The following is a 20907-nucleotide window of genomic DNA, read 5'->3' on the forward strand; positions in this document are numbered from 1 at the left end:
GAGGGAATTCATATGTCAATCAAATCCACATTTAAAAGATCTATGATAGCTACCCTATTAACGGTTTCAATTATTCTATCCATGTTTTCGACTCCAAGCAGAGCTCATGCACAGGACGAACCCAATCTAGCTTTAAATACAAGTAGATCAGGTTATCCAAGTGCTTCTGCATCTTTCACATGTTCATGTGATAATGTTTGGAATGCAGTTGATGGTAGTTACTTATCTAACAGATGGACCTCATATAATTCTACTACTTCAGATAGAATAGATTCTATCACTGTTGATTTTGGTTCGGCTAAATCTTTTAACCAAGTAAAATTATATATTTATAATGATGGCGGAGGAGTACAGACTCCAGCAAGCTATACCATCCAATATTGGGACGGCAGTATATGGAGAGATGCAGTAAACCAATTGAAAACACCTGTTGTACCTACTGCTGCTTTATATTCGACTTCAAATCCTGCCGGTATTTTAAATACAGTTAATTTCGATACGGTCACATCGCCTCAAATAAAAGTAATCTTTACAAGTAGAAGTAATTCTCGCAGTGGAGTTGTAGAGCTTGAAGTCTTTTTATATGACCAGGCAGATCATAATGCTGCAAACAGCATTATATTAGCAATTGAGGATCTTCCAGCAGCAGGGTCGATTACACTAAGCTTTAAATCGGCCGTGGAAGTGGTACGTTCTGCTTATAATAATCTCTCAATGTCCCAGAAAAATTTGGTAACCAATATAAGTAAATTTATAGAATTAGAAGCAGCCATTGCTTGGTTGCAGCCGCCTTCTGATCCCCCTGTTAGCCTTGCATTTAGCGATTTCAATCAAGCTCAAGGTACAATCAGTGGAACTGTTACCCTAGTTCAGCCCCTAAATAGAACTTATATTACAAACTATTCTCTTTTTTGGGCGGATAATACGGGTGCAAAATTGCCTAATAGATCAGCAATTGCTACTACTAACGCTGTAGCATCCCCTACAAATGTGACGTTTTCCATTTCGGATCTAGAGATTCCACCGGGTGCCCTTAAATTAATTGCTTATGCAAATAATAGTTCAGGATTTAATCCAAATGGAGCTGTAGTGCCGTTTATAGATTCGTACGATAAAATACCCTCCAGTACATACTCCAGTATTACAGGAACTGTACAAGAAGGTGGGAGTAAGAACGTAACGGTCAACTTCATAGTATATAATGCAGCACATGAGCCATTAAAACAGTTTCATGTAGAAAATTTCACACTTAATATCCCGAGCTTGAATGATGAACATTGGACAGGTCTGGACAATCAAAATTATTTTACAAATTTTACAAATCACTTCGATGGAACTTACAGTTTTGTCTATACGGGTGCTAAATACGGGACAACTTATCCATTTAAGTTCTTCACGGCGCATTATAATCCAGCGAATGTTGAGGAATATATTTCAATTCAAGACACTTACGATGTAATCACTCCAATAAATCCTATAGTAGACAAAATAAATGATATTGCGCAAAATGCATCTGCAAGCAGCATTAGCGAAAGTGATTTACTTTCTGTACTTGATGATCTAGGAGCTACAGCTGATTTAATTGCGGATAATCTTGTTGCCTACCAATCAGCGATTTCCAGCTCGGCCGACTCCGCACTTAACACTGCGACATTAATTCATCAGATGGTTTTGGATATTAATACAGCAGCCGTTGTCAGATCGGCGATACAGGCATTGTTCCCAGTAGAGTCGCTAGAACTGAGCGATAAATCTGCGGTAGCAGCGGCACGTTCTGCATATGATAACCTTACTGATACTCAAAGGGACTTTGTAACGAACCTAACACTATTAAATGATGCTGAGGAAGCAATAGCTGCACTGGAAGCGGCACAAAATCCAGTAATGAAAAATATTAATGTGCTTTCTGCTTTTAGCAACGCAATGGGAGATACTATAACGTTAAAACTGTCATCTGTTTTGGATATAACGTACAACATTCCTGCGACCAAATTTGTAGTTATTGCAAATGAAGTTTCCGTTCCTATCGCTAGTGCAGATTATGATCCTGCTGATTCCAGCCATAGAACAATTAAGCTCACATTAGCTTTTCCTGCATTACTTAGCTCGACTAGCGTAACATTATCAGTTCTAAGCGGAGCTCTTAAAACCAGCAACAATGAATTAAACAATACTACATCTCCTAAACCTGTCATCACATTTCTAAATCTTGACCTATCGCATGACAATCATATTGGTGTGGAAGATATAGTTCTAATGATCCGTAACCCTTTAACTCAAATCGACGTAAACCTGGATCAAACTTTTAATCCAGAGGATATATTAATTCTTTTGGGTCAAATATCCATGCAATAACGAAAAATATCTCTAACGCCAAAGCTTAATAAGCTCGCCAGCAGCTTGCGAACTGCCTTTATTCATTTAAAAACTCATCATTCATTAACTATATTTTAATTTTTTGGAGGTATTATCTTTTATATGACAACAGTCGATATATATATTTTAATACTTATTCAGCATGAATAAAGGAGGATATTTTTAGATCAGGGAAGCGCTTGCTGATAAACTTTTGCTTTTGATAGACACCTAGGAGGATTACTATGACAATTCGCATCAAAATCATCATTGGATTCAGCGTAATGGCATTCTTTTTTCTTATTTCGCTATTCATCGTTTATTCTTCTTTGCAAAAAGTATCCAGTACATTTGTCAAATTCTCTGATACAGATGTTCGTTTGTTAAACCTTGCACAACAAATCAGGTTTGAAGATATTACACTCACTGATTCAGTAAGAGGTATTATTATTGATGCTAGTAATACAATTGAAAAGCAAAATTATGACGCTTTCGCAGGGCAAATTGACAGTCATATTAAAGAAGTAAAAACGCTGCCGATCTCGAATCGAGTGAAAGAAATTTTCGAGGAATTGGATAAAAACAATCAACAGCTTGTGGATATGGAAACAGAAATGATGAATCTATCGGCCACCGATAAAATTAAGACACTTGAAATATTTAATGGTGAATATGCTAAACTGCGTATAATATTTGCTGCAAATCTGAATGAGTTTCAGAAGATTCAGCTAAATCAGATTGATACAAAAGTAAAAGATAATCTTACCTATGTGCATTCTCGCTCAACCTTAAGTTTAATCATAATCGCCATTGCTTTGATGATAGGAGCTGTTGTTGCTTTTGGAATTGCAAGAATTATCTCCCGTCCTATTCTAGTAATCAATACTAAGCTGAAAGAACTTTCTCAAAACGAAGGGGATTTAAGAGAGCGGTTATCCGTTAAAAGCAAGGATGAGATTGGTCAATTGGCTTCCTCATTTAATAAGATGATGGATACGATTCAAAATTTGATTAAGCAAGTCAAGGGAAGTGTTGAGCTAGTGTCGTCAACCTCTCAAAAACTTTCTGTTTCAGCTGAAAGTGCGGCAAATGTGTCCACCGAAATTTCAGATAAAATTAAAGAAGTCGTTATAGGTGCGAAAACACAGCTAAACGGGGCTGAGGAGAGTCATCGTGCGATGGAAGAGATGGTGATCGGAATACAAAGGATCGCCGAAGGATCTATGGTAGTTGCTGAAAAATCCAGCAGCTCCGCAATAGAAGCGAAAAATGGAAATGAAACCATTCAAAAAGCTATCCATCAGATGGAGTCCATCTATAATTCTGTTATTAAAGCTGCTTCAGCTGTAAAAAAGCTTGGAAACCGCTCTGAAGAAATAGAACTCATCGTACAAACCATTACTCATATATCAACGCAAACTAACTTATTGTCATTAAATGCAGCCATTGAAGCGGCAAGAGCCGGAGAGCATGGGCGTGGCTTTGCAGTAGTTGCAAACGAAGTGAGAAAGCTTGCTACTCAAAGTGAGGAGTCGGCAACGAAAATTGCAGTATTAATTAACGAAATTCATCGAGAAACGAACCAAGCTGTACAATCCATGGAAGAAGGCACGGTGGAAGTGAAAGATGGGTTAATCGTTGTGGAGGAAGCAGGGAACTTGTTTCAGAAAATTATGGATGATCTCCAACAAGTTGCTGGTGAAGTCCAAGAGCTTTCTGCAATATCAGAAGAAATGGCTGCAAGCTCCGAGGAAGTTACTGCTTCAAGCAATGAAACAGCATATATCACCAAAACGACGACGAACAGTATGCAGCAAAGCTCTGATGCAGTTGAAAAACAGTTAGAATCTATTGAAGAAATATACAGTTCTACGAACGACCTCAATAAAGTTTCCAAACAACTGAGTGATCTAATTCAAAAATTCAAGGCATAGCTCAAATAGAAAAAATGGCTGGAAACGTAAGCGTAAAATACTCCCCACCTAAAAATATGAATTTTTCTATGAGATAATCTTCCTCAGATTTAATGAAGGAGGTTCTCTTATGGATAGCAATCAACGAACTCAGGATTGGATAACAAGAATAGCAGACTTTAAATCCAGTGGACTTACAATGTCAGCATGGTGCAAAACGCATACGCAAAGTATGCATCAATTGAAGTACTGGCTCAAGAAAATGAATATTTCCGTACGTCCAAGCTCCTCATCTTCTTCCACGCAATGGCTGCCGGTTACTCTCGCTAGCAACAAACAAAAAGTAGATATAACGGGCAACCTCGTTGTTCGAGTTGGCTCTGCAAGTATTGAGGTTCCAGCAGACTTTAACGCCAATCTACTTCGTGACCTTGTACGCACATTAACTTCATGCTAAATGCTTCGAGCATCGAACGTGTTTACCTCGCTTGCGGCAATACAGATCTGCGCAAATCAATTGATGGACTCACCGTGCTGGTTAAAGAAGGCTTTGAGTTGGATCCCTTCTCATCCAGCCTCTTCGTATTCTGTAATCGCAATCGAGACAAACTCAAAATTTTGCATTGGGATCACAATGGCTTTTGGCTCTATTACCGTCGGCTGGAACGCGGTACATTTCGTTGGCCTTCTTCGAATACAACTCCTTTAGTCGTCGGTTACCGTGAATTGCGCTGGCTTTTGGATGGACTTTCACTTGAGCAACAGCAAGCGCATCCTTCCGTTACCGAACGCACCGTGATCTAACTTCAAGGAACAGGAAGTTCGAGATTTTGACAAAATTGTTGAAAGGAAAACGGTGAGCTAGGTCGAAAAAGTTAGATATGGAAACCACAACGGATACGTCCCACCCTACAATAGAAGAGTTACAACAACAAAATATAAAACTGGCCAAACAAAACGCCGAACTGTCTGCGAAGCTGGCTTGGTTCGAGGAGCAATTCCGTCTCAGCCAGAAGAAACAATTCGGTGCATCAAGTGAACGAACGCATCCGGATCAATTGGATCTCTTTAACGAAGCCGAGTCGGATGCCAATCCCGCTGCAGAAGAACCAACGTTGGAATCCGTTACCTACAGCCGCAAGAAACAAAGCGGACAACGAGAGGCCATGGTTGAGAATTTACCTGTAGAGACGATCGAGTACCGCTTGTCCGAAGAAGAACAAACTTGTTCATGCTGCGGTGGAAACTTGCATGAAATGAGCACTGAAACGCGCCAAGAACTGAAGCTTATTCCTGCTGAAATTAAGCTCGTGAAGCATGTGCGTTTCGTTTATGCTTGCCGTCGCTGTGAGGTCGAGGTGACCACGACACCTGTGGTTACAGCACCGATGCCACGTCCGGTTTATCCGGGAAGCCTAGTCTCTTCCTCGATGATGGCTTACATCATGAGCCAAAAATATGTAGAAAGCATGCCCCTTTACCGTCAGGAGCAGCAGTTTGCACGACTTGGCGTAGCCTTGTCCCGTCAGACGTTAGCCAATTGGATGATCCATGGTGCAGATACTTGGTTGCGATTGCTGGTTGAACGCATGCACGAGCATCTGCTTCAAAAGGACATTCTACATGCAGATGAGACGACCTTGCAGGTGCTGCGAGAACCAGGTCGATCTGCAGAGAGCCAGTCTTATCTTTGGCTTTATCGTACCGGGCGCGAAGGTCCGCCTATCATTATCTATGAGTACCAGCCAACACGAGCAGGGGAACACCCGCGCAAGTTTTTAACGGGTTTCAAAGGTTACCTGCATGTTGACGGTTACTCGGGATACCACAAGATAATGAATGTGACCTTAGTCGGTTGCTGGGCTCACGCCCGTCGCAAATTTGATGAGGCCCTGCAGGCATTACCGGATCCTAAACGATCCACTCCTGTAACTGCCAGTGAAGGTTTAGATTTCTGCAACCGTCTCTTCGCTATTGAGCGAGAGATTAAGGATTTTAAACCTGAAGAGCGTACAACCATTCGAATGGCGCGTAGTCGCCAGATTCTGGATGCTTTTTCAGCATGGCTTCGTACACAGCGATCTCGCGTTTTACCCAAGAGTAAACTCGGGGAGGCAATTATTTATTGCCAAAACCAATGGGAGAAGCTCGAGGCTTTCATGAAAGACGGTCGCTTAGAGATCGATAACAACCGAAGCGAACGCTCGATTAAGCCCTTTGTCATCGGTCGAAAAAACTGGATGTTCAGCAATACGCCTCGCGGTGCAAAGGCAAGTGCCATGATCTATAGTATGATCGAAACGGCTAAAGAGAATGGATTAAATCCAATGATCTACCTGACTTATCTATTTGAGAAACTCCCCAATTTAGAAGACCCAAAAGACACGAAATCTTTAGATATGCTATTGCCCTGGTCACAGACTTTGCCTCTGACCTGTCGTGTATTCAATAAGAAAACCACTTAGTCCCCGTCCTTTGTACTTGTGCAAGGTGGGGGCTGTTTTACGCTTACCTGGAAACTCAACTGCAAGTAACAGTTATTGTTCCATTAAATGAAGTCAAAAAAACCTCCTTCCGACTGCCAATAATGGCACTTTCGAAAGAAGGTTTTTTTGCCGTACATTCAAATTTTGAGTTCCCCAAGCTTAATAAGCTCGACAACCGCTTGCGAACGACCTTTTACGTTTAGTTTCTGCATGACATTCGTAATGTGGTTTGAAGTACACTGGGATTTCTAATTTAGTGAATAATAACTGTAGTGTTTCAATAATGTCTTAGTGATAAATTAATCTAAATATGGCAATTCCCTAAAAACAATAATGCTTTTTCTCCATGTACTTGTTTAAAGCATCTTGATTAATGAAAAAGTATTCTCCAAAACATTTAATAACATATCCTTTTTCATTCCATTCTTTTATCTCATTTAATCCATTTTCAGTATTTTGAATATATTCATCTAAAAGCATGTTGTAGACCCAATTTTCCTTACAAAAAAATATAACCTTTTGATTTTTTTCCCCCGATTGTAACCTTTTCATTAAAAAGTCGTTCAGAGGTTCTAAACTCCAGATAAATCCTCTATGAATGCCAGTTTCATCATCAACAATAACCTTACCTTCTTCATTCAACTTTAATTCACCGAAGAAATCTCTTATATTTTTTTTTGTAACGCTAAAATTATTGCCCTTATTTGAACATAAGCCTGACTTTTTATCTTTTACAGAAATATAAGAATCTCTATAAGTATAGTAATCATTCGGATAATATATTTGATAGCTATCTGTACTCCATCCTCTTGTTGGCATATAATTAATCGCCTTCAATAGTAATCTATCATCATTAAAATCTAATTTCATTTTTTCGCTGCCTATGATCCAGTCGCAAATTACCTGTCCGAACTTATTATCTATAAATAAATCATTTAAAGTATTCAGCAATATATTTCCTTTTTGGTAACAAAAGTTTTTTGTATACGCCTTCCAACGTATCGTTAATTCTTCAAAATATAAAGGTTTCAAGTCATATCCTAAATCACCCAATTTATCAAATAATCCCCCTAAAATTTCTATCTTGCTTGTATTAACTCGAAGAATATCTGACAGAAATTCATCATAACTTATCAGAAGTTTGTTTTGAGAATCGATTAAATTATTTATTAAACCATTAACATAAGGGAGGTTTTCAAAAGCTTCAAGTTCTTCTTTGTCATTCAAATAATTCCTTTTGTGTTCATCTTCTAATACTTTATTTAATTCAGCATTACTCGATCTATGTTCCCCAATATTATATTGTCCATCCAAATCTTTATTCAGTTTTATTGTTGAATAGAGATATGCTAATTTGCTATTGTTAGAATTGTTGATAAAACTGTCTATACGCGAATAATATTTCGGAATACAAAAGGCACTATACTTTGTATACCACATGTTTTTATCGCTATCCAAATGAGCCATATGATTTTCTATCAAATTGTTATTTAATAATTTCTTAATAAATCTCATATAGGGAAACAATACCTCAGGAGACTTTTCACAATTTGAAATGTATGCCCAGATAATAACATCTTTTTTCACAAATTCTTTATAAGTAGGATCATAAAATTTTAGCAAAAATGTTTTTAACATCACCTTATAATTATTGTCCGCTAAATTCCAGAATACACCTTCCACATGATTTACGATGTCCTCATTCTTAAATCGTTCTGTTCGATCTCCGAATGAATAATTAACAAAATTAACACAATCCAGTTTTGAATCACTTAAATCTAGTTCCACCATATGACTCAGAATTTTTTCAAGTCTTTCAGTATGCTTTCTTTCTATCCAGTCTACATTACTGTTTATATATCCCTCGTCTGTTCCACTTTTTTCAACCCACATCATTCTAAGACAAAATTGAATAAAGGCTATTTCTATTTCTTCCTCACCGGGCATCCGCAATTCCCAGGGCTTTTCTATATCCTTTGGAATTAATGTTTTGTATTTAGAAAAAAATCTAAGCCAGTTATTATCTATCATTAGTGCAAAATTTTTAAATCCTTCTTTATTACATTCTCTTACTTTATGAAAAAGTTCTGATTTAAATATTTCATATTCTTTCAAATCCAAACCATCATTTAAATCAATAAAAAATTGCTCCGCATCTTCAACTTTTTTAACAGGCACAACATCAAATACAACATGTTCATACAAGTATTTGAAACCTATTTTTTTTTCAAAACTCGAATATCCATACTTCTCTATCCAACTATCCTTGCTAAATTGACGAAGTAATTTTTCGAGAGAAAAGGTAGTAAAATCAACAACATTGAGGCGATTTTCTTTATTTTGAATTAAACCTTTTAAATATAAATTAGCTTCCTCACGATTCATAAACTCAAACTTACTTAAAAATTTTTCTTCACTTTGAGCCTCTTTATATGAAGCACATAAATATACGAGGCTTGCCAGTCTCTGTTGACCATCGTAGACATAAAAAGTATTCGTTGCAATATCGACATACCCCATAATCGCACTAAATTTAAATTCCTTTTGGGGATGAATTGTATCTTGATATTTTGCATTGCATATTGACTGTAATAACTTCGTTAACTTTTCTCCACCGCTCCCCATCACATAATCTCTTTGAATATCTGGAATAACTATTTTATCGTATTTTGAAAGAAATGTTGCTAAACTATGCTCAGTGCTATTTTTAACCATCTTTATTTCTCCTGTTCACTATATTTCTCATTAATGTACTCTTTATAAAATTTCTTGAATTCGTCAAATTCATTTATTGCTGGATATATCCACTTCTCTTGATCATTTTTCCATTCACCAGACAATATTAACTTTTGTAATTCATTCACTTCCATTTTTCCAAACTGCATCTGTGATTGAATAAAACAGTTTTTAGCGTATAGTGATTTTTTTGTAATGAAATCCAATAGAACTTGTTCTAGGCTTTTTTCCAGTATTTCTTCTTTATAATCTATATCAAATAAATCAAAAAATCTTTGCCCGTTAATAGAATGTATATAATTAAATCCATTATATGAATTCCAATTACCAGCTTCTAAGTCGCAGTAAATATTATTTATTATTTCATTGTAATATTGTAGCCTTTTATACTCAAGAATCGTTTCGTAGCCCAATTTACTTTTTTCTTCATCTTCATAACGATCACTAAATAAAACCTTTAATCTATTTTCAAATCCATCTACCTCGGTATCTTCTTTAATGTCATATCCTTGTTTAACTAATTTCCAGATATCGTCTTGTGCAAACAAACTATTCGACAAATTCTTGAATAGATACAATATATCCTGTCTTGAATAATTAACTGCCTGTTCATGAGCATCAATCATCAGGTTTGCTTTTATATGATCATTAATACCAAATCTAGTTTTATTTTTGTTGATGTTTAGAAATTCTTCTATTGGTTCTGCTTCACTGAAGTGAATGAGGATATAAGTTTGGTTTAATATGTAATTGATAAATTCTTCTCTGTGTTCAGGGGTATAACAATACTTTTCCAAAGCCTCACCGATTTTATTTTCCTTAGTCAATTCACATTTAATCGCTTCAAAGTTTTCTTCAAATCTTTGTATATCCGTGTACATCTTACTCTCATCTCTATCGCTAGTTCCAATGATGTTCCTTAAATACCATGATCTTGTAACTACACTTTCATCAAGACCCTCATCTCGTTCAAAAGAAAAGTTGAAATATAGTCTTTTTGGATCCAAGTACTTTAATATCAATGTTAAGGTAATAATTCTTTGCTGACCATCAATTAATTGGAATGTATTATCGTTTTCCTTATATAAAGTAACCATTCCCAATGTATATTTACTTTTCCCATCCATATAGCTCATAAATAAATTACTTACTAAATCTCCGGCTTTTTTTGTACACCACTTATAATTTCTTTGAATTAGGGGGATGTAGATGTTATTTTCTTTATTGAAACAGTTATAAATTAGGTCATGCAAACTAATCATTTTGTTATTTTCTATTTTCACTGCAGTTCCTCCTATACTTTCATTAAATAATTATGCAGAAAGCCTTTGAAATTAGTGATATAACTATTCGTTGATCTAAGCTTATATATAGATTCCGTATCTTTTTCTAAACTCAAATTCTCTGCACTCCAATCAATATAAGTAAATACCTTATTGACTTTTTTATCATGCGCTTCATTTCCATTTATGCATAATTTGAATCGATCAATATGATTTTTTATATTTATAAATTGTTGAGCGTTTTCTTCTCCAGGTTGGTTAGACAATTCTTTCTCAAATTCTTCATTTATATACGTGATTGCTTTTTCGAATTCATACTTGAATTTATCCCCCTTACCTTTGTTACGTACTTCATAGTACTTTTCATAGTACCTGTACAACAAATAAATTAATTCTTCTTCGTTAAAACTTTCAGAGACTTCCTGATTAAGAATACATGATGTAATTACTTCTTGATCCGAAACAGGGGAGTGCATTTTTTGTATTTCAGTAGACTTTTCACCTAAAAAATCTTTCATCCAAATTGTAAGATTGTCTCTCTTCCCATTCCTAACGCTACTCATATCTATACAGTAATCAGTTCTAGTGTTTTTACATTGATCCCCTACAAATTGATGTAAGGACATATTATTATCACCACCAAATATTACATTAATGTCTTGATTAGGCAGTATTTGCAATTCTACAGTATCTTTTTTTTGATTAATAGATAAATATTTAAATAGTACTATTCCGAAGCATTTGGAATAGGAGTAAAGCCGAACCTTATCTGTTCCTTTGTTAATATGTTCACGGCAATGTTCAAATATTGTTTTAACAGTCTCTAAATTGCTAGACTTTCCATAATTATCTGGTTCATCTCTTTTCCCACCGTTACTTCTAAACAATGTGGCTTGGCTCTTCTTAAATTTTGCATTGTAGTAATGTCCTAGTCCTAAATACTTTAATTCCTTCAATCGATTGTCAAACAAATAATAATCTATGATTTTTTTTCTATCTTCATCAGCTAGTTCAGAATATTCATTTAACAGCTCTTTAATCAATATGCAATATCGTTGATATAATATTTTAACTTTGAGGTTTTTGTCAGAATTCTGTATATCAAAATATTTATCATTCATAAATACTTTTTTTATTGTTGCTGCATCAATAGAGTAGTTTGTGTCTTCACCATGTCTAAACATTTTCCCCAATATACCAAACGTATCTGCACTTACTTTCCCTTCAAAATCTAAGTGGATTATCTTCATATATTACCTCCAAAAAATATATCTGCGGCACTCTCTTTCATTCGTGATATTACTGTGTGATAATTTGATTTCCAAAAAATTCGGTTCATACAAATACAAGGCATCAGCCCATACCCCAAGCAGCAATAGACTAGGTCAAATATCAATTGATGTTTATAACGATTTCTCTAGCTTAAATGCTTAAATTAAACATCACCACATCAAAATAGCATGGTTTTTTTTGAAACATATCCTCATTCCCGCGATTAAGTTCTTATATCTCATAAAATTTTATAGTAAATAAACACATTATATATCTAATGATACCTTCGTACAGCTAGTCCTTATACGTATAAATATTCATTGAACAAAGACACATAAGCATTATCTTTTTTTATATTTCTTTAAAGTTGCTCAATTCTAAATCGCCAGGACTCCATATCTTTGATATAGTCACCATCCCTAAAATTATTTTCACAGCACTTAGGTAATGACGAATCCCTGGATAAGCTTCCAGAAATACCTCTAGCGACCAAGGGCTGTCAGGTCCGCTTTAGGAATGCGGTAATGGGCAAAGTCAACTCTTCTCTGATTTAACTTGCAATATAATTTTTAAATCTTTCATTGTTTCAACATTTCTTAGCTTGTAGTTCTTTAAATTACTCTGTAGAATTTTTTTATTAAATCTACATTCAAGAAAGATTATGACTATCGCTAGAATCTTTTTTGATCGTTTATTTATATTAGTTCTCACAATAATATGCTCATATAAACACATATACTGAAGCAAAAATAAAAGTGGAGCATGCAATAATATTCCAATTATATCAATAAACATTTTTTCATAAAAATCAATTTTTGTTGCGTCTTGAAGACTAGAACTAAATCCTTTAAAAGCCACAAAAATAAATATAAACCCGATAATCATTAGCATGTAATTCAATAACTTCTTAACTTGTAGGTACCTCTCATCTCTATCCGCGGCAGCTATAAGCCCGCCAATTAGAACCAGTATTGGAATAATAACTAATTCAGCCCAAATAGATAAGGTATATTCATTAATAATAAATAAGGGAATGATACTTAATTTAAATGATTCGACAATAAGCTTGTTAATATTCTCCTCAATATATCTTGAAGAGACTCGAGATATTAATGGATACAAGGCCATAAATATCCATAAAATATAATCCTTAATCACTTGAACTTCAAGTATTTTAAAGAGGTACATAGTGAAAAAAACAAGTATAATATATGAATTCGTAATAATGAAAATCGGATGTATAAGTAACCCCAAAAGTGATTTAATTATGCTAGGAATTGACTCTCTTACGCCTTTTATGGATAAGGCAAAAATAATAAAAATGATGAGCCAAATAACTAAAGCTTGTTCTCTTGGATTTAACAAAGTACTTACCTCTTTTTATTTAGTTTTTAGTTGATTTCGCCTAACGTTTGTGAATTAACCATCCGATATTCTTAATTTGGTTTGAAATACACAATTGCTGACAGCATTTATAAAATAATACACACCACTCCCTTAAGACAGGGGATAGGTGTTTGTTGTTACTTGTGAAGAATTAATGCTTACCCAAAAATTTTCTTTGCCTCTCCCAATTTCCGTATTCCAACTTTGATCGAACTTTATCACTGATGTATTTTTTAATTGGGATTAATCTTATCCCCACATTTGACGTTTCAACAATTGAAAGAATATTTCTCCACTCTGCAGCTTGAATATCCCCAATTATTACATCACCAGAATAAGAACCACCATTACCTCTCCAACTTATTTTTGAAAAGTAATCAATATCTTGATTTAATGAAATAAATAATAATAATGCTGAATCAAATAAATGATTTCTTTTATTTCTAATAATATTAATCATGAAATTCATTTTATCTAAATTGTTATTATTATTTCTTATATAATTCAATATAAAAATATCCGCTTTTTCTGACATTTCATCTTTTAAATCCAAAAAGAAACTCTCACATATATAATCACTAATATAGTAATGATTATCTTTATTAAAAACTAAATCTAATGCTTGGATAAGAACATTTTCTATTTTTTCTATTGACCAAATTATAGATAAATTCTTATGATGTGATTTTCGTTCAAATCCAGTATCGGAAATTATGTTTTCTATATATTCAAGTAAAAATGTCGAGTCTAATTTTAATATATTTATAAGTCCTTCCCCATTATAATCGATATGTTCATCCAAAACATATTGTTGTAAGTAACCTTTTTTTATTAATGTTATATCAGTACCAAGCAAGTCAAAATAATCACTAAAAAAACTTCCCCTTAATATGATTCGAGTACCTGTGTCATTGATTTTATCTATAACTACATAAAGTATTTCTTGAAATAAATTTGGTTTCAAAGAAGTATAACGCTTAAATTTCCCTATATTTAGCGTTATTGGATACTGGATTTGATTTATAGTTTCAATAATATTTCTAATAAGTTCAAGATTGATAAATTTATCATCAATGTTTTCATAAAATGATATTTCCCATTCCGTTCTCCCTTTAAAGAATTTACTTTGAATTAAGCTCCAAATTTTTTCAATTTTGAATTGAGTATTAAGTTGGTTGCGTAACACTAGAATGGGAATATAATCAATTTCATTTTCCTTTTCAATTAAAAATTTTAATATTCCAATACCTAATGAAAAATTATTGATACAAATCTGATCTATGATAAATTCAATACAATTATTATAATTCCAATTATCAGGCTTCCATTTCTTAATACGAGTGAAATCAATATAAAATATCTCAAACTCTCGAACTGAATTAAAAATAAAGGAGTTTCTTATCTCCGTTTCTTTTAGTGCATCATATTCTTTAAAATCAGAAAATTCATAAGATTCTTTATCCCGATACCTATCCCAATCAATTTTTAAAAAAATTTCATAAGTTGAGTTAGTGAACTTCCTTAGAAGCATTTCAAACGACTCATGGGTAATCGAGCATTTCATTAACCATCTAATTTGTTTCTGTACATAATAGCAATGTTCAAATGAATTAGAAGTTAAATGATTGTTTATTATACTTAATATAAATGATAAATCGAAATACATAATATCCATTATTACATCTGGATTTCTTTCAGAATATCCTGTGATTACCTCCAATGATTCATTTGGATAATTAATAAAATTGGTATCTAAAGTTTGCCAAATTTTTATTCGAATTTTTTGTAGAAATTCATTATTAGGAATAGCATAATCATACCAATAGATTGTATTATTTCTTCCACCTTTCGTATGATGGAATTTATATTTTAAAAACGTTTTTGATAATTCATAAAAGGATTTAGCATAAAGTCCATCGTATTGTTCAAATTTCTCCAACAGGATATCAATTAATATTTCTTGTCTTTTAAAACCATTCCTTTCATCAACATCATCAAAAGTTAGTTCTTCTTTTATCTTGTGAATAAGTTCAGGTAAATGTTGAGGGGTTTTTCTTGTAAACTCAAATAATAGTTCAATTACATCTTGAAGATTATGTGAGAACCTAAAAAAGTTTCCCAATAATTCAATGATGTTATTTTTATCATAGGAAAAGGCATTTGTCTTATATTTAGTGTTATATTCAATATTATCAGAAGCTTTAATTTTACTAATTATATTAAATACAAATTCTAAAGTTTCTTCTTGTAGGTAAAACCAAAAAGTAGATAAGAATTTAAACGATTTTTCTTCATTCAACTTACTCGCTATCCAAAAATCTTGCAACTTTGGCTTAATTTTTCCCATCACATTTTCATGCCCAAATGTATTGTTAGCAGGTATAATACAGTCTTTAAATCGATCAGAATTATTTTCAAAGTAATTCATAAGCAATTCATCAAACGAAAGTAAATTATCTTTAATAAATGATTTATAGAAAAAATATGTAGATAAGTTTTGTTCTGGAATTTTAACATGCTCGAACTGAATTTCAACTAGCTCTAGGTTTTCGAGTTTATCGATCGAATCAACAAATTCCAGATATGTCATCCCAAATTTTGCAAGTATTTTTTTAATAATATCTTTGTCCTTGTAAGGAAGGGTAAAAAAGAAGGCTATAAGCCCAAGACACTTTAAATTTATTTCTTTAGAGAACTCACCATCATCTTTAATAAATGTTGAAAAATATTTTTCGAAAAGGTCTGATACATCTGACAATGCATAAATGTTTTGTTTTTCAATAGCTAGTTTAGCAGTCATTATTGCCAAACGAGGGTTTCCATCGGCTATTCTCACAATTTCTTTATGATAATCCGAATTAGATATTTTGAAAGAGTCACTTTTTATAATATCAATAATTTGATCATCATTTAATTTCATTAAATCAATTCGAATTGGAGAATATTCATAACACAATTTCCCTACTTCTTGATATGCATAATCTCGTACTGTGATCAGAACTTTTAAAGTACCTCTTCTTGTAGACTTATAAAAACCCACAATCTGATTAAATGCATCAATTCTGTTCGCATCATCAACAAACAAGATATAATCTTTTTCTTTGTTCATATATTGATATAGATCATCAAGTAATGAATAATTTTTGTACGAAATACAGAAAGCATTAAAATTACTATTACCAATTAAATACTGTTGAATTGTTTCAATAGCTAATTTAGTTTTTCCAACACCAGGCGCTCCAGTTAAAATTATAAAGTCCGATTGATGCAGAGAAGCAATTAAATTATTCATTTCGTCTTCTCTATGCAAAAATTGGTTGTCTATCTGAGTTGCAACACCTTTTGAAGCTTTGTTATACTCATTAACAAATTGTTTGATGGAGACAATCTGACCAGAATCAAGTGGTAAGCCTAAAAATTGATGAACTAAATCTCTATGATGAAATAGAAGCTCTATTGACAAAGAATCTAGAGTATTAAGTGTTAGTTTTATATATGTCCCTTTAAGTAAATTTTTTATTTTTTCGATTTGATCTGTTTTCAAATTGAAATTCAAACATAAAATAATTTCTTCAATGTCATCTACAGGTACACCTGTTTTAGAAGTATCCAAGCATTTAGAAATATCATTTATCAGTTTATTTACCCTTCCGTTACTTATAGTGGTATGTTCTACATATATGTATTTCCCGCTAGGTAAAAGGAAAAAAGAATCTGGTGTTCCTACTGTAGTTTTTTGTTTTCCACTTTGACTCCCAGTTCTAGAAAAAGCAGAATAATTGCTGTTTCGAATAGTTAGAAAGCTATCACATAATTCTTGGAAAACTGTCTCATTTATTTCTACAAGGGCATTTTCTATTGATTGTAATCTGCTCACAAACATTCAACTCCTTAGAAATTTACGAATAGATGAGATAAGAAATATAGATGCACTTTAATTTGCTCATGTCCCTTTACAATAATAAGATCGACATAGAAGATTCTTTAATTACCTATCCTTTTTAATATTATATTTCCCTACATTCGTAATGTGGCTTAAAATACACTCAAAATCACTAATGTAATAAATCATTTAAAATTATACTTAATTTGATGTAATTGTGAATTATACTGAAAATATATTGGCATGAAAAATTGTTCGAAATGATATCTAATACACTGAGATGAAAGATCATGTAAATTTATGATCTTAATACCATTTAAATAATTATCTTTATCAATATGAATCAACTGATCTATTCTTTCTGGATCGAGTGCCAGAATACCCACATCAAACATTACATGATGATTAGGACATAAAACTAACATATTCGGATGATCATCTAATCCCATATGTTCTTTTCCATGTGGTTGGATATGGTGTACTTCTGAATAGTTGATGTTATTAGTTAATTTAAAGGGTAATCTGCAAACTTGGCAAGTATTGTTGTATATATTCTTTAATACTCTTACTTTTTTCGAATCACGATTTCGTTTTAAAACAATCGTCAGTATAAACGCTTCACCAGAATTTTGTATTTGTTCATCAATATCGTTTTCATTCTCATCTGGTGAAGCTTCCTGAAAAAAATGGTTTAAACCATAATAAGTATTATAATTAGTTTCAATACAATATTGTTCAAATGCAATTTTTATCCATTCCTGCCATCCCATAATTTCAATAATTTGTTGAAGTGAAGAACCTTTACTATTACAAAGCATTTGAAAAACACTATTTGTTTTTAGATGTGTAATTTGAATTGGTTCCTTTAAATTTAAATGATTAGATATATATTTTAAAAAGTATAATGTAAGAGTTTGAAAATTATCCGATTTCCTTTTCTCAACATTTTTATCAATTTTTAAATCATATCCGCTCCACATTTTGATAAAAAAATATGGTGTATCCTCAGTATTATTGTTTATTCTAATTTGATAGTATTCATTAATATATTTAGCAGACTCACCAATAATTGTTATGTAAGGTACTGTAGAATGTCTGGAAAAGTTTTTCACGACAACTGTTTCATTATCAATTATATCTATATCAGTAATTGTCATTTTTCGAATGTTATTATTATCAAATAAATCGATTGTATCATAACAAGCAGAAATACTGAGTGCAAGCACAGCTTTTATACTTTTTATTGCGATTCTGTCTACCATATGGATATAATAATTATCATTAAAAAGCTCACTAAGAGGAGCATTTAAGAAAACAATTTTACTTTTGCCAATATTGTATACTTTCTTGGTTTCATTAGGCATTTCCAACTCATATGTTTTTATTGGAAAGACTATTTCACTTATATGCTTCTTTAAAAAATACGAATTGGAAAACTCAAAAAAATTAAACAGTGCATTATATTTACCTTGTGGTTCTTGGTCTTGGTTAAAAATGAAATTTCTTAGGTTTCTTTCATTTAATGAATCGAATAACTCTTCGTTACCATAAACATTAACAAACTTCCTTATTTTTCCACTATAAGATTTTAAAGTTGATGTTGAAATTCTATTATTTTCCCATAAGTATATTTTAAAAGCTTCACTTAAATTCATATATTCTCCTATCAATATTGACTAATATAAAACTGGATATAAAAATTAGTGATAAATTGATTCCCTTTATTATAAATGAAAAATCAATTAACTATGTCTCAATATTACTTTTATCCAAAAGCAAAATATTCACTTCTTGTAGCATTTGTTCATATGCAGGTTTTAGTCCTATAGATGATTCCCGAAGTGTTTTTTGCATTGATTCGTTGATAATCTTTGTATTCCTTTCAAGAGTCGGCTCAAGTTTTAACATTTTCTCAAGCCCATATCCAAGTGTTTTTAAAAAAGTTGGGTTGAATTGTTCTGCTGCAAGATTAGAATACATTTGTAAATGAGTCTGCAAAGAAATCTCTAACATTTCATGTTGTCGTATAACTTCTAAAGTATATTCTAATAGGTTTTTATGTTTACTTACAGTAAAAACATGACTGTTAATCAATAGATCTCCAACAGCTAATTTCCTCGATCTGTATACACCATCTTTGCCAATATACTCTAAATTTAATTCTAGTTCTTGCTTAGCTAAATGTAGGATCTTAATACGTTGTAATACATCATTTCTCGCACTTTCATCTCTCGATACTTTCCGTGTAACCCAAGCGCCAATGATTATCGCTACGATGGGTACTACAACTCCTGTTACAATATCTTTAAGGACTTCCATCTATTAAAATACCTCCAATAATGACTATACATGATATTTATTTAACAGCCCTATGACTTTTGTTAATTAATTAGTTATGCATTTAAGTACAAATTCATAGAGTTTATTATCTATTCGACATTATTCGCCTCTCTTCCTGTAACTACAAGAGAAAATTTAAGGCAGGAGCTATATTCTTCAGCTAGCTCATTTTTTTAGAAGTAGATTTATTTGAGATATGATCAATATTTATTTGCTCAAACTCTTTTACTCTTCGATAAAACGTTGTGATATTCCATAATTGATTAGAATTATTCCATAATTGATTAGAATTATTCCATAATTGATTAGAATTATTCCATAATTGATTAGAATTTTTGTTCCATAATTCGTTGGAATATGACGATTAGGTATGAAAATTTATAATTTCGGTGTGATAAATGAATTTAGATAATCTATTTGTTCAGAGAAAATAAAGTATTAGACTGACGATTCGTCATTCGAATGGGCAGTAATGCTGTTACATTACAATTAAGGTTGTTTAAAAAAAGCTAGACGTTTACGATGGCTATTAATTAAAGAACTTAATTCTTACAGGATATTAAGTGGTTGAGATCGGTCTTATATCGTCAGCACCCATTTATTACATATATCCGGTACTCCGTACTTTTTTTGAAATCCAGAGGAAAAACGTTCGACTTTTTTTTGAAATAAGATTTAACACTATAGATAAATATCCAGATGGGTTATAATGGATCTTATAGAAAGTATAAAAATTCATTACTTTTATCGTAGTTCATATATAATAAAGACCTAATATGGTCGGGATTGGAGGTCTTTTGATGAAAGTCAGGATGGTTTCCTGGTGTCTGCTGGCTTTTTCTTTTCTTTTATTGGCTGCATGTACCCCTCATCAGAATCTAAAGATTCCTGAGGTTAAGACATTTTTTGATGAGGTGGTAAATAGTACAGATTTAATTTCAAAAGGACAACTACAGAAGTTTGACAAAGTGTATTTGACTGTTGAGTATTCACTGACTACCGATGATTTCCCTTCAAAAGAAAGGCAAGTTATTTTTGAAAAAACGCGCGACTTTTTTCTCAGTCTAACAATACGAAATCTTATTGTTGAACAAATTGGATCTGAAAATGAGCAAAGAATGTTTAATGAGGGTTTTACGATTCGATTTCAAAAGCCAAATTCGGAGACTTATTGGGTATACGGTCAAGTAAATGGTGAATTGGTTTTAATAAATGAAGAAAAGACTAAGAACCTAGGTTCTTAGTCTTTTTAA

Annotated in this window: 13 protein-coding genes and 1 pseudogene; 6 read left to right on the forward strand and 8 right to left on the reverse strand. The window is 32.7% G+C overall.

Annotated features, from left to right (window positions below; translation table 11 throughout):
* Positions 1 to 12: 12 nt before the first annotated feature.
* The 5 genes from EHS13_RS25080 (at position 13) to tnpC (ending at position 6733) form a co-directional block, all read left to right on the forward strand.
* The gene (locus tag EHS13_RS25080; protein ID WP_155703012.1) at positions 13 to 2355 is read left to right on the forward strand and encodes a discoidin domain-containing protein; all 2343 of its coding nucleotides are present in this window, start codon (positions 13 to 15) and stop codon (positions 2353 to 2355) included.
* Positions 2356 to 2600: 245 nt separating this feature from the next.
* Positions 2601 to 4289, forward strand: coding sequence for a methyl-accepting chemotaxis protein (locus EHS13_RS25085; protein ID WP_155703013.1), 1689 nt, complete (start codon positions 2601 to 2603; stop codon positions 4287 to 4289).
* A gap of 109 nt (positions 4290 to 4398) precedes the next feature.
* The gene (gene tnpA, locus EHS13_RS25090) at positions 4399 to 4725 is read left to right on the forward strand and encodes an IS66 family insertion sequence element accessory protein TnpA (RefSeq protein WP_155698876.1); all 327 of its coding nucleotides are present in this window, start codon (positions 4399 to 4401) and stop codon (positions 4723 to 4725) included.
* Positions 4719 to 5072: an IS66 family insertion sequence element accessory protein TnpB gene (gene tnpB, locus EHS13_RS25095; protein ID WP_155698875.1), complete on the forward strand. Its 354-nt coding sequence runs from the start codon at positions 4719 to 4721 to the stop codon at positions 5070 to 5072. The genes tnpA and tnpB overlap by 7 nt, the downstream gene beginning before the upstream one ends.
* Before the next feature lie 77 nt (positions 5073 to 5149).
* Positions 5150 to 6733, forward strand: a complete 1584-nt coding sequence (gene tnpC / locus EHS13_RS25100; protein WP_155703014.1) for an IS66 family transposase — start codon at positions 5150 to 5152, stop codon at positions 6731 to 6733.
* Positions 6734 to 6891: 158 nt separating this feature from the next.
* Here tnpC and EHS13_RS25105 read toward each other — a convergent pair.
* The 8 genes and pseudogenes from EHS13_RS25105 to EHS13_RS25140 form a co-directional block, all read right to left on the reverse strand.
* A pseudogene (locus EHS13_RS25105) lies at positions 6892 to 6984 on the reverse strand (LuxR C-terminal-related transcriptional regulator); the annotation flags it as partial.
* 91 nt (positions 6985 to 7075) lie between these two features.
* On the reverse strand, positions 7076 to 9469 hold the full coding sequence (locus tag EHS13_RS25110; RefSeq protein ID WP_155703015.1) for a DUF262 domain-containing protein: 2394 nt from the start codon (positions 9467 to 9469) through the stop codon (positions 7076 to 7078).
* A 2-nt stretch (positions 9470 to 9471) separates the two neighbouring features.
* A complete protein-coding gene (locus EHS13_RS25115) occupies positions 9472 to 10773 on the reverse strand; it encodes a DUF262 domain-containing protein (protein WP_155703016.1) in 1302 nt (433 codons plus the stop codon).
* Positions 10774 to 10784: 11 nt separating this feature from the next.
* Positions 10785 to 12023: a hypothetical protein gene (locus EHS13_RS25120; protein ID WP_155703017.1), complete on the reverse strand. Its 1239-nt coding sequence runs from the start codon at positions 12021 to 12023 to the stop codon at positions 10785 to 10787.
* A 556-nt stretch (positions 12024 to 12579) separates the two neighbouring features.
* The gene (locus tag EHS13_RS25125; protein ID WP_155703018.1) at positions 12580 to 13410 is read right to left on the reverse strand and encodes a hypothetical protein; all 831 of its coding nucleotides are present in this window, start codon (positions 13408 to 13410) and stop codon (positions 12580 to 12582) included.
* A 172-nt stretch (positions 13411 to 13582) separates the two neighbouring features.
* Complete coding sequence (locus EHS13_RS25130) at positions 13583 to 17308, reverse strand: nSTAND3 domain-containing NTPase (protein WP_155703019.1); 3726 nt, start codon at positions 17306 to 17308, stop codon at positions 13583 to 13585.
* Between the two features lie 191 nt (positions 17309 to 17499).
* On the reverse strand, positions 17500 to 18969 hold the full coding sequence (locus EHS13_RS25135; protein WP_155703020.1) for an HNH endonuclease: 1470 nt from the start codon (positions 18967 to 18969) through the stop codon (positions 17500 to 17502).
* Between the two features lie 91 nt (positions 18970 to 19060).
* The gene (locus EHS13_RS25140; RefSeq protein WP_155703021.1) at positions 19061 to 19633 is read right to left on the reverse strand and encodes a hypothetical protein; all 573 of its coding nucleotides are present in this window, start codon (positions 19631 to 19633) and stop codon (positions 19061 to 19063) included.
* An 821-nt stretch (positions 19634 to 20454) separates the two neighbouring features.
* Here EHS13_RS25140 and EHS13_RS25145 point away from each other — a divergent pair.
* The gene (locus tag EHS13_RS25145) at positions 20455 to 20898 is read left to right on the forward strand and encodes a hypothetical protein (protein WP_155703022.1); all 444 of its coding nucleotides are present in this window, start codon (positions 20455 to 20457) and stop codon (positions 20896 to 20898) included.
* Positions 20899 to 20907: the final 9 nt, after the last annotated feature.

The sequence above is a fragment of the Paenibacillus psychroresistens genome (assembly GCF_009728935.1).
GTDB classification, from domain to species: Bacteria; Bacillota; Bacilli; order Paenibacillales; family NBRC-103111; genus Paenibacillus_AC; species Paenibacillus_AC psychroresistens.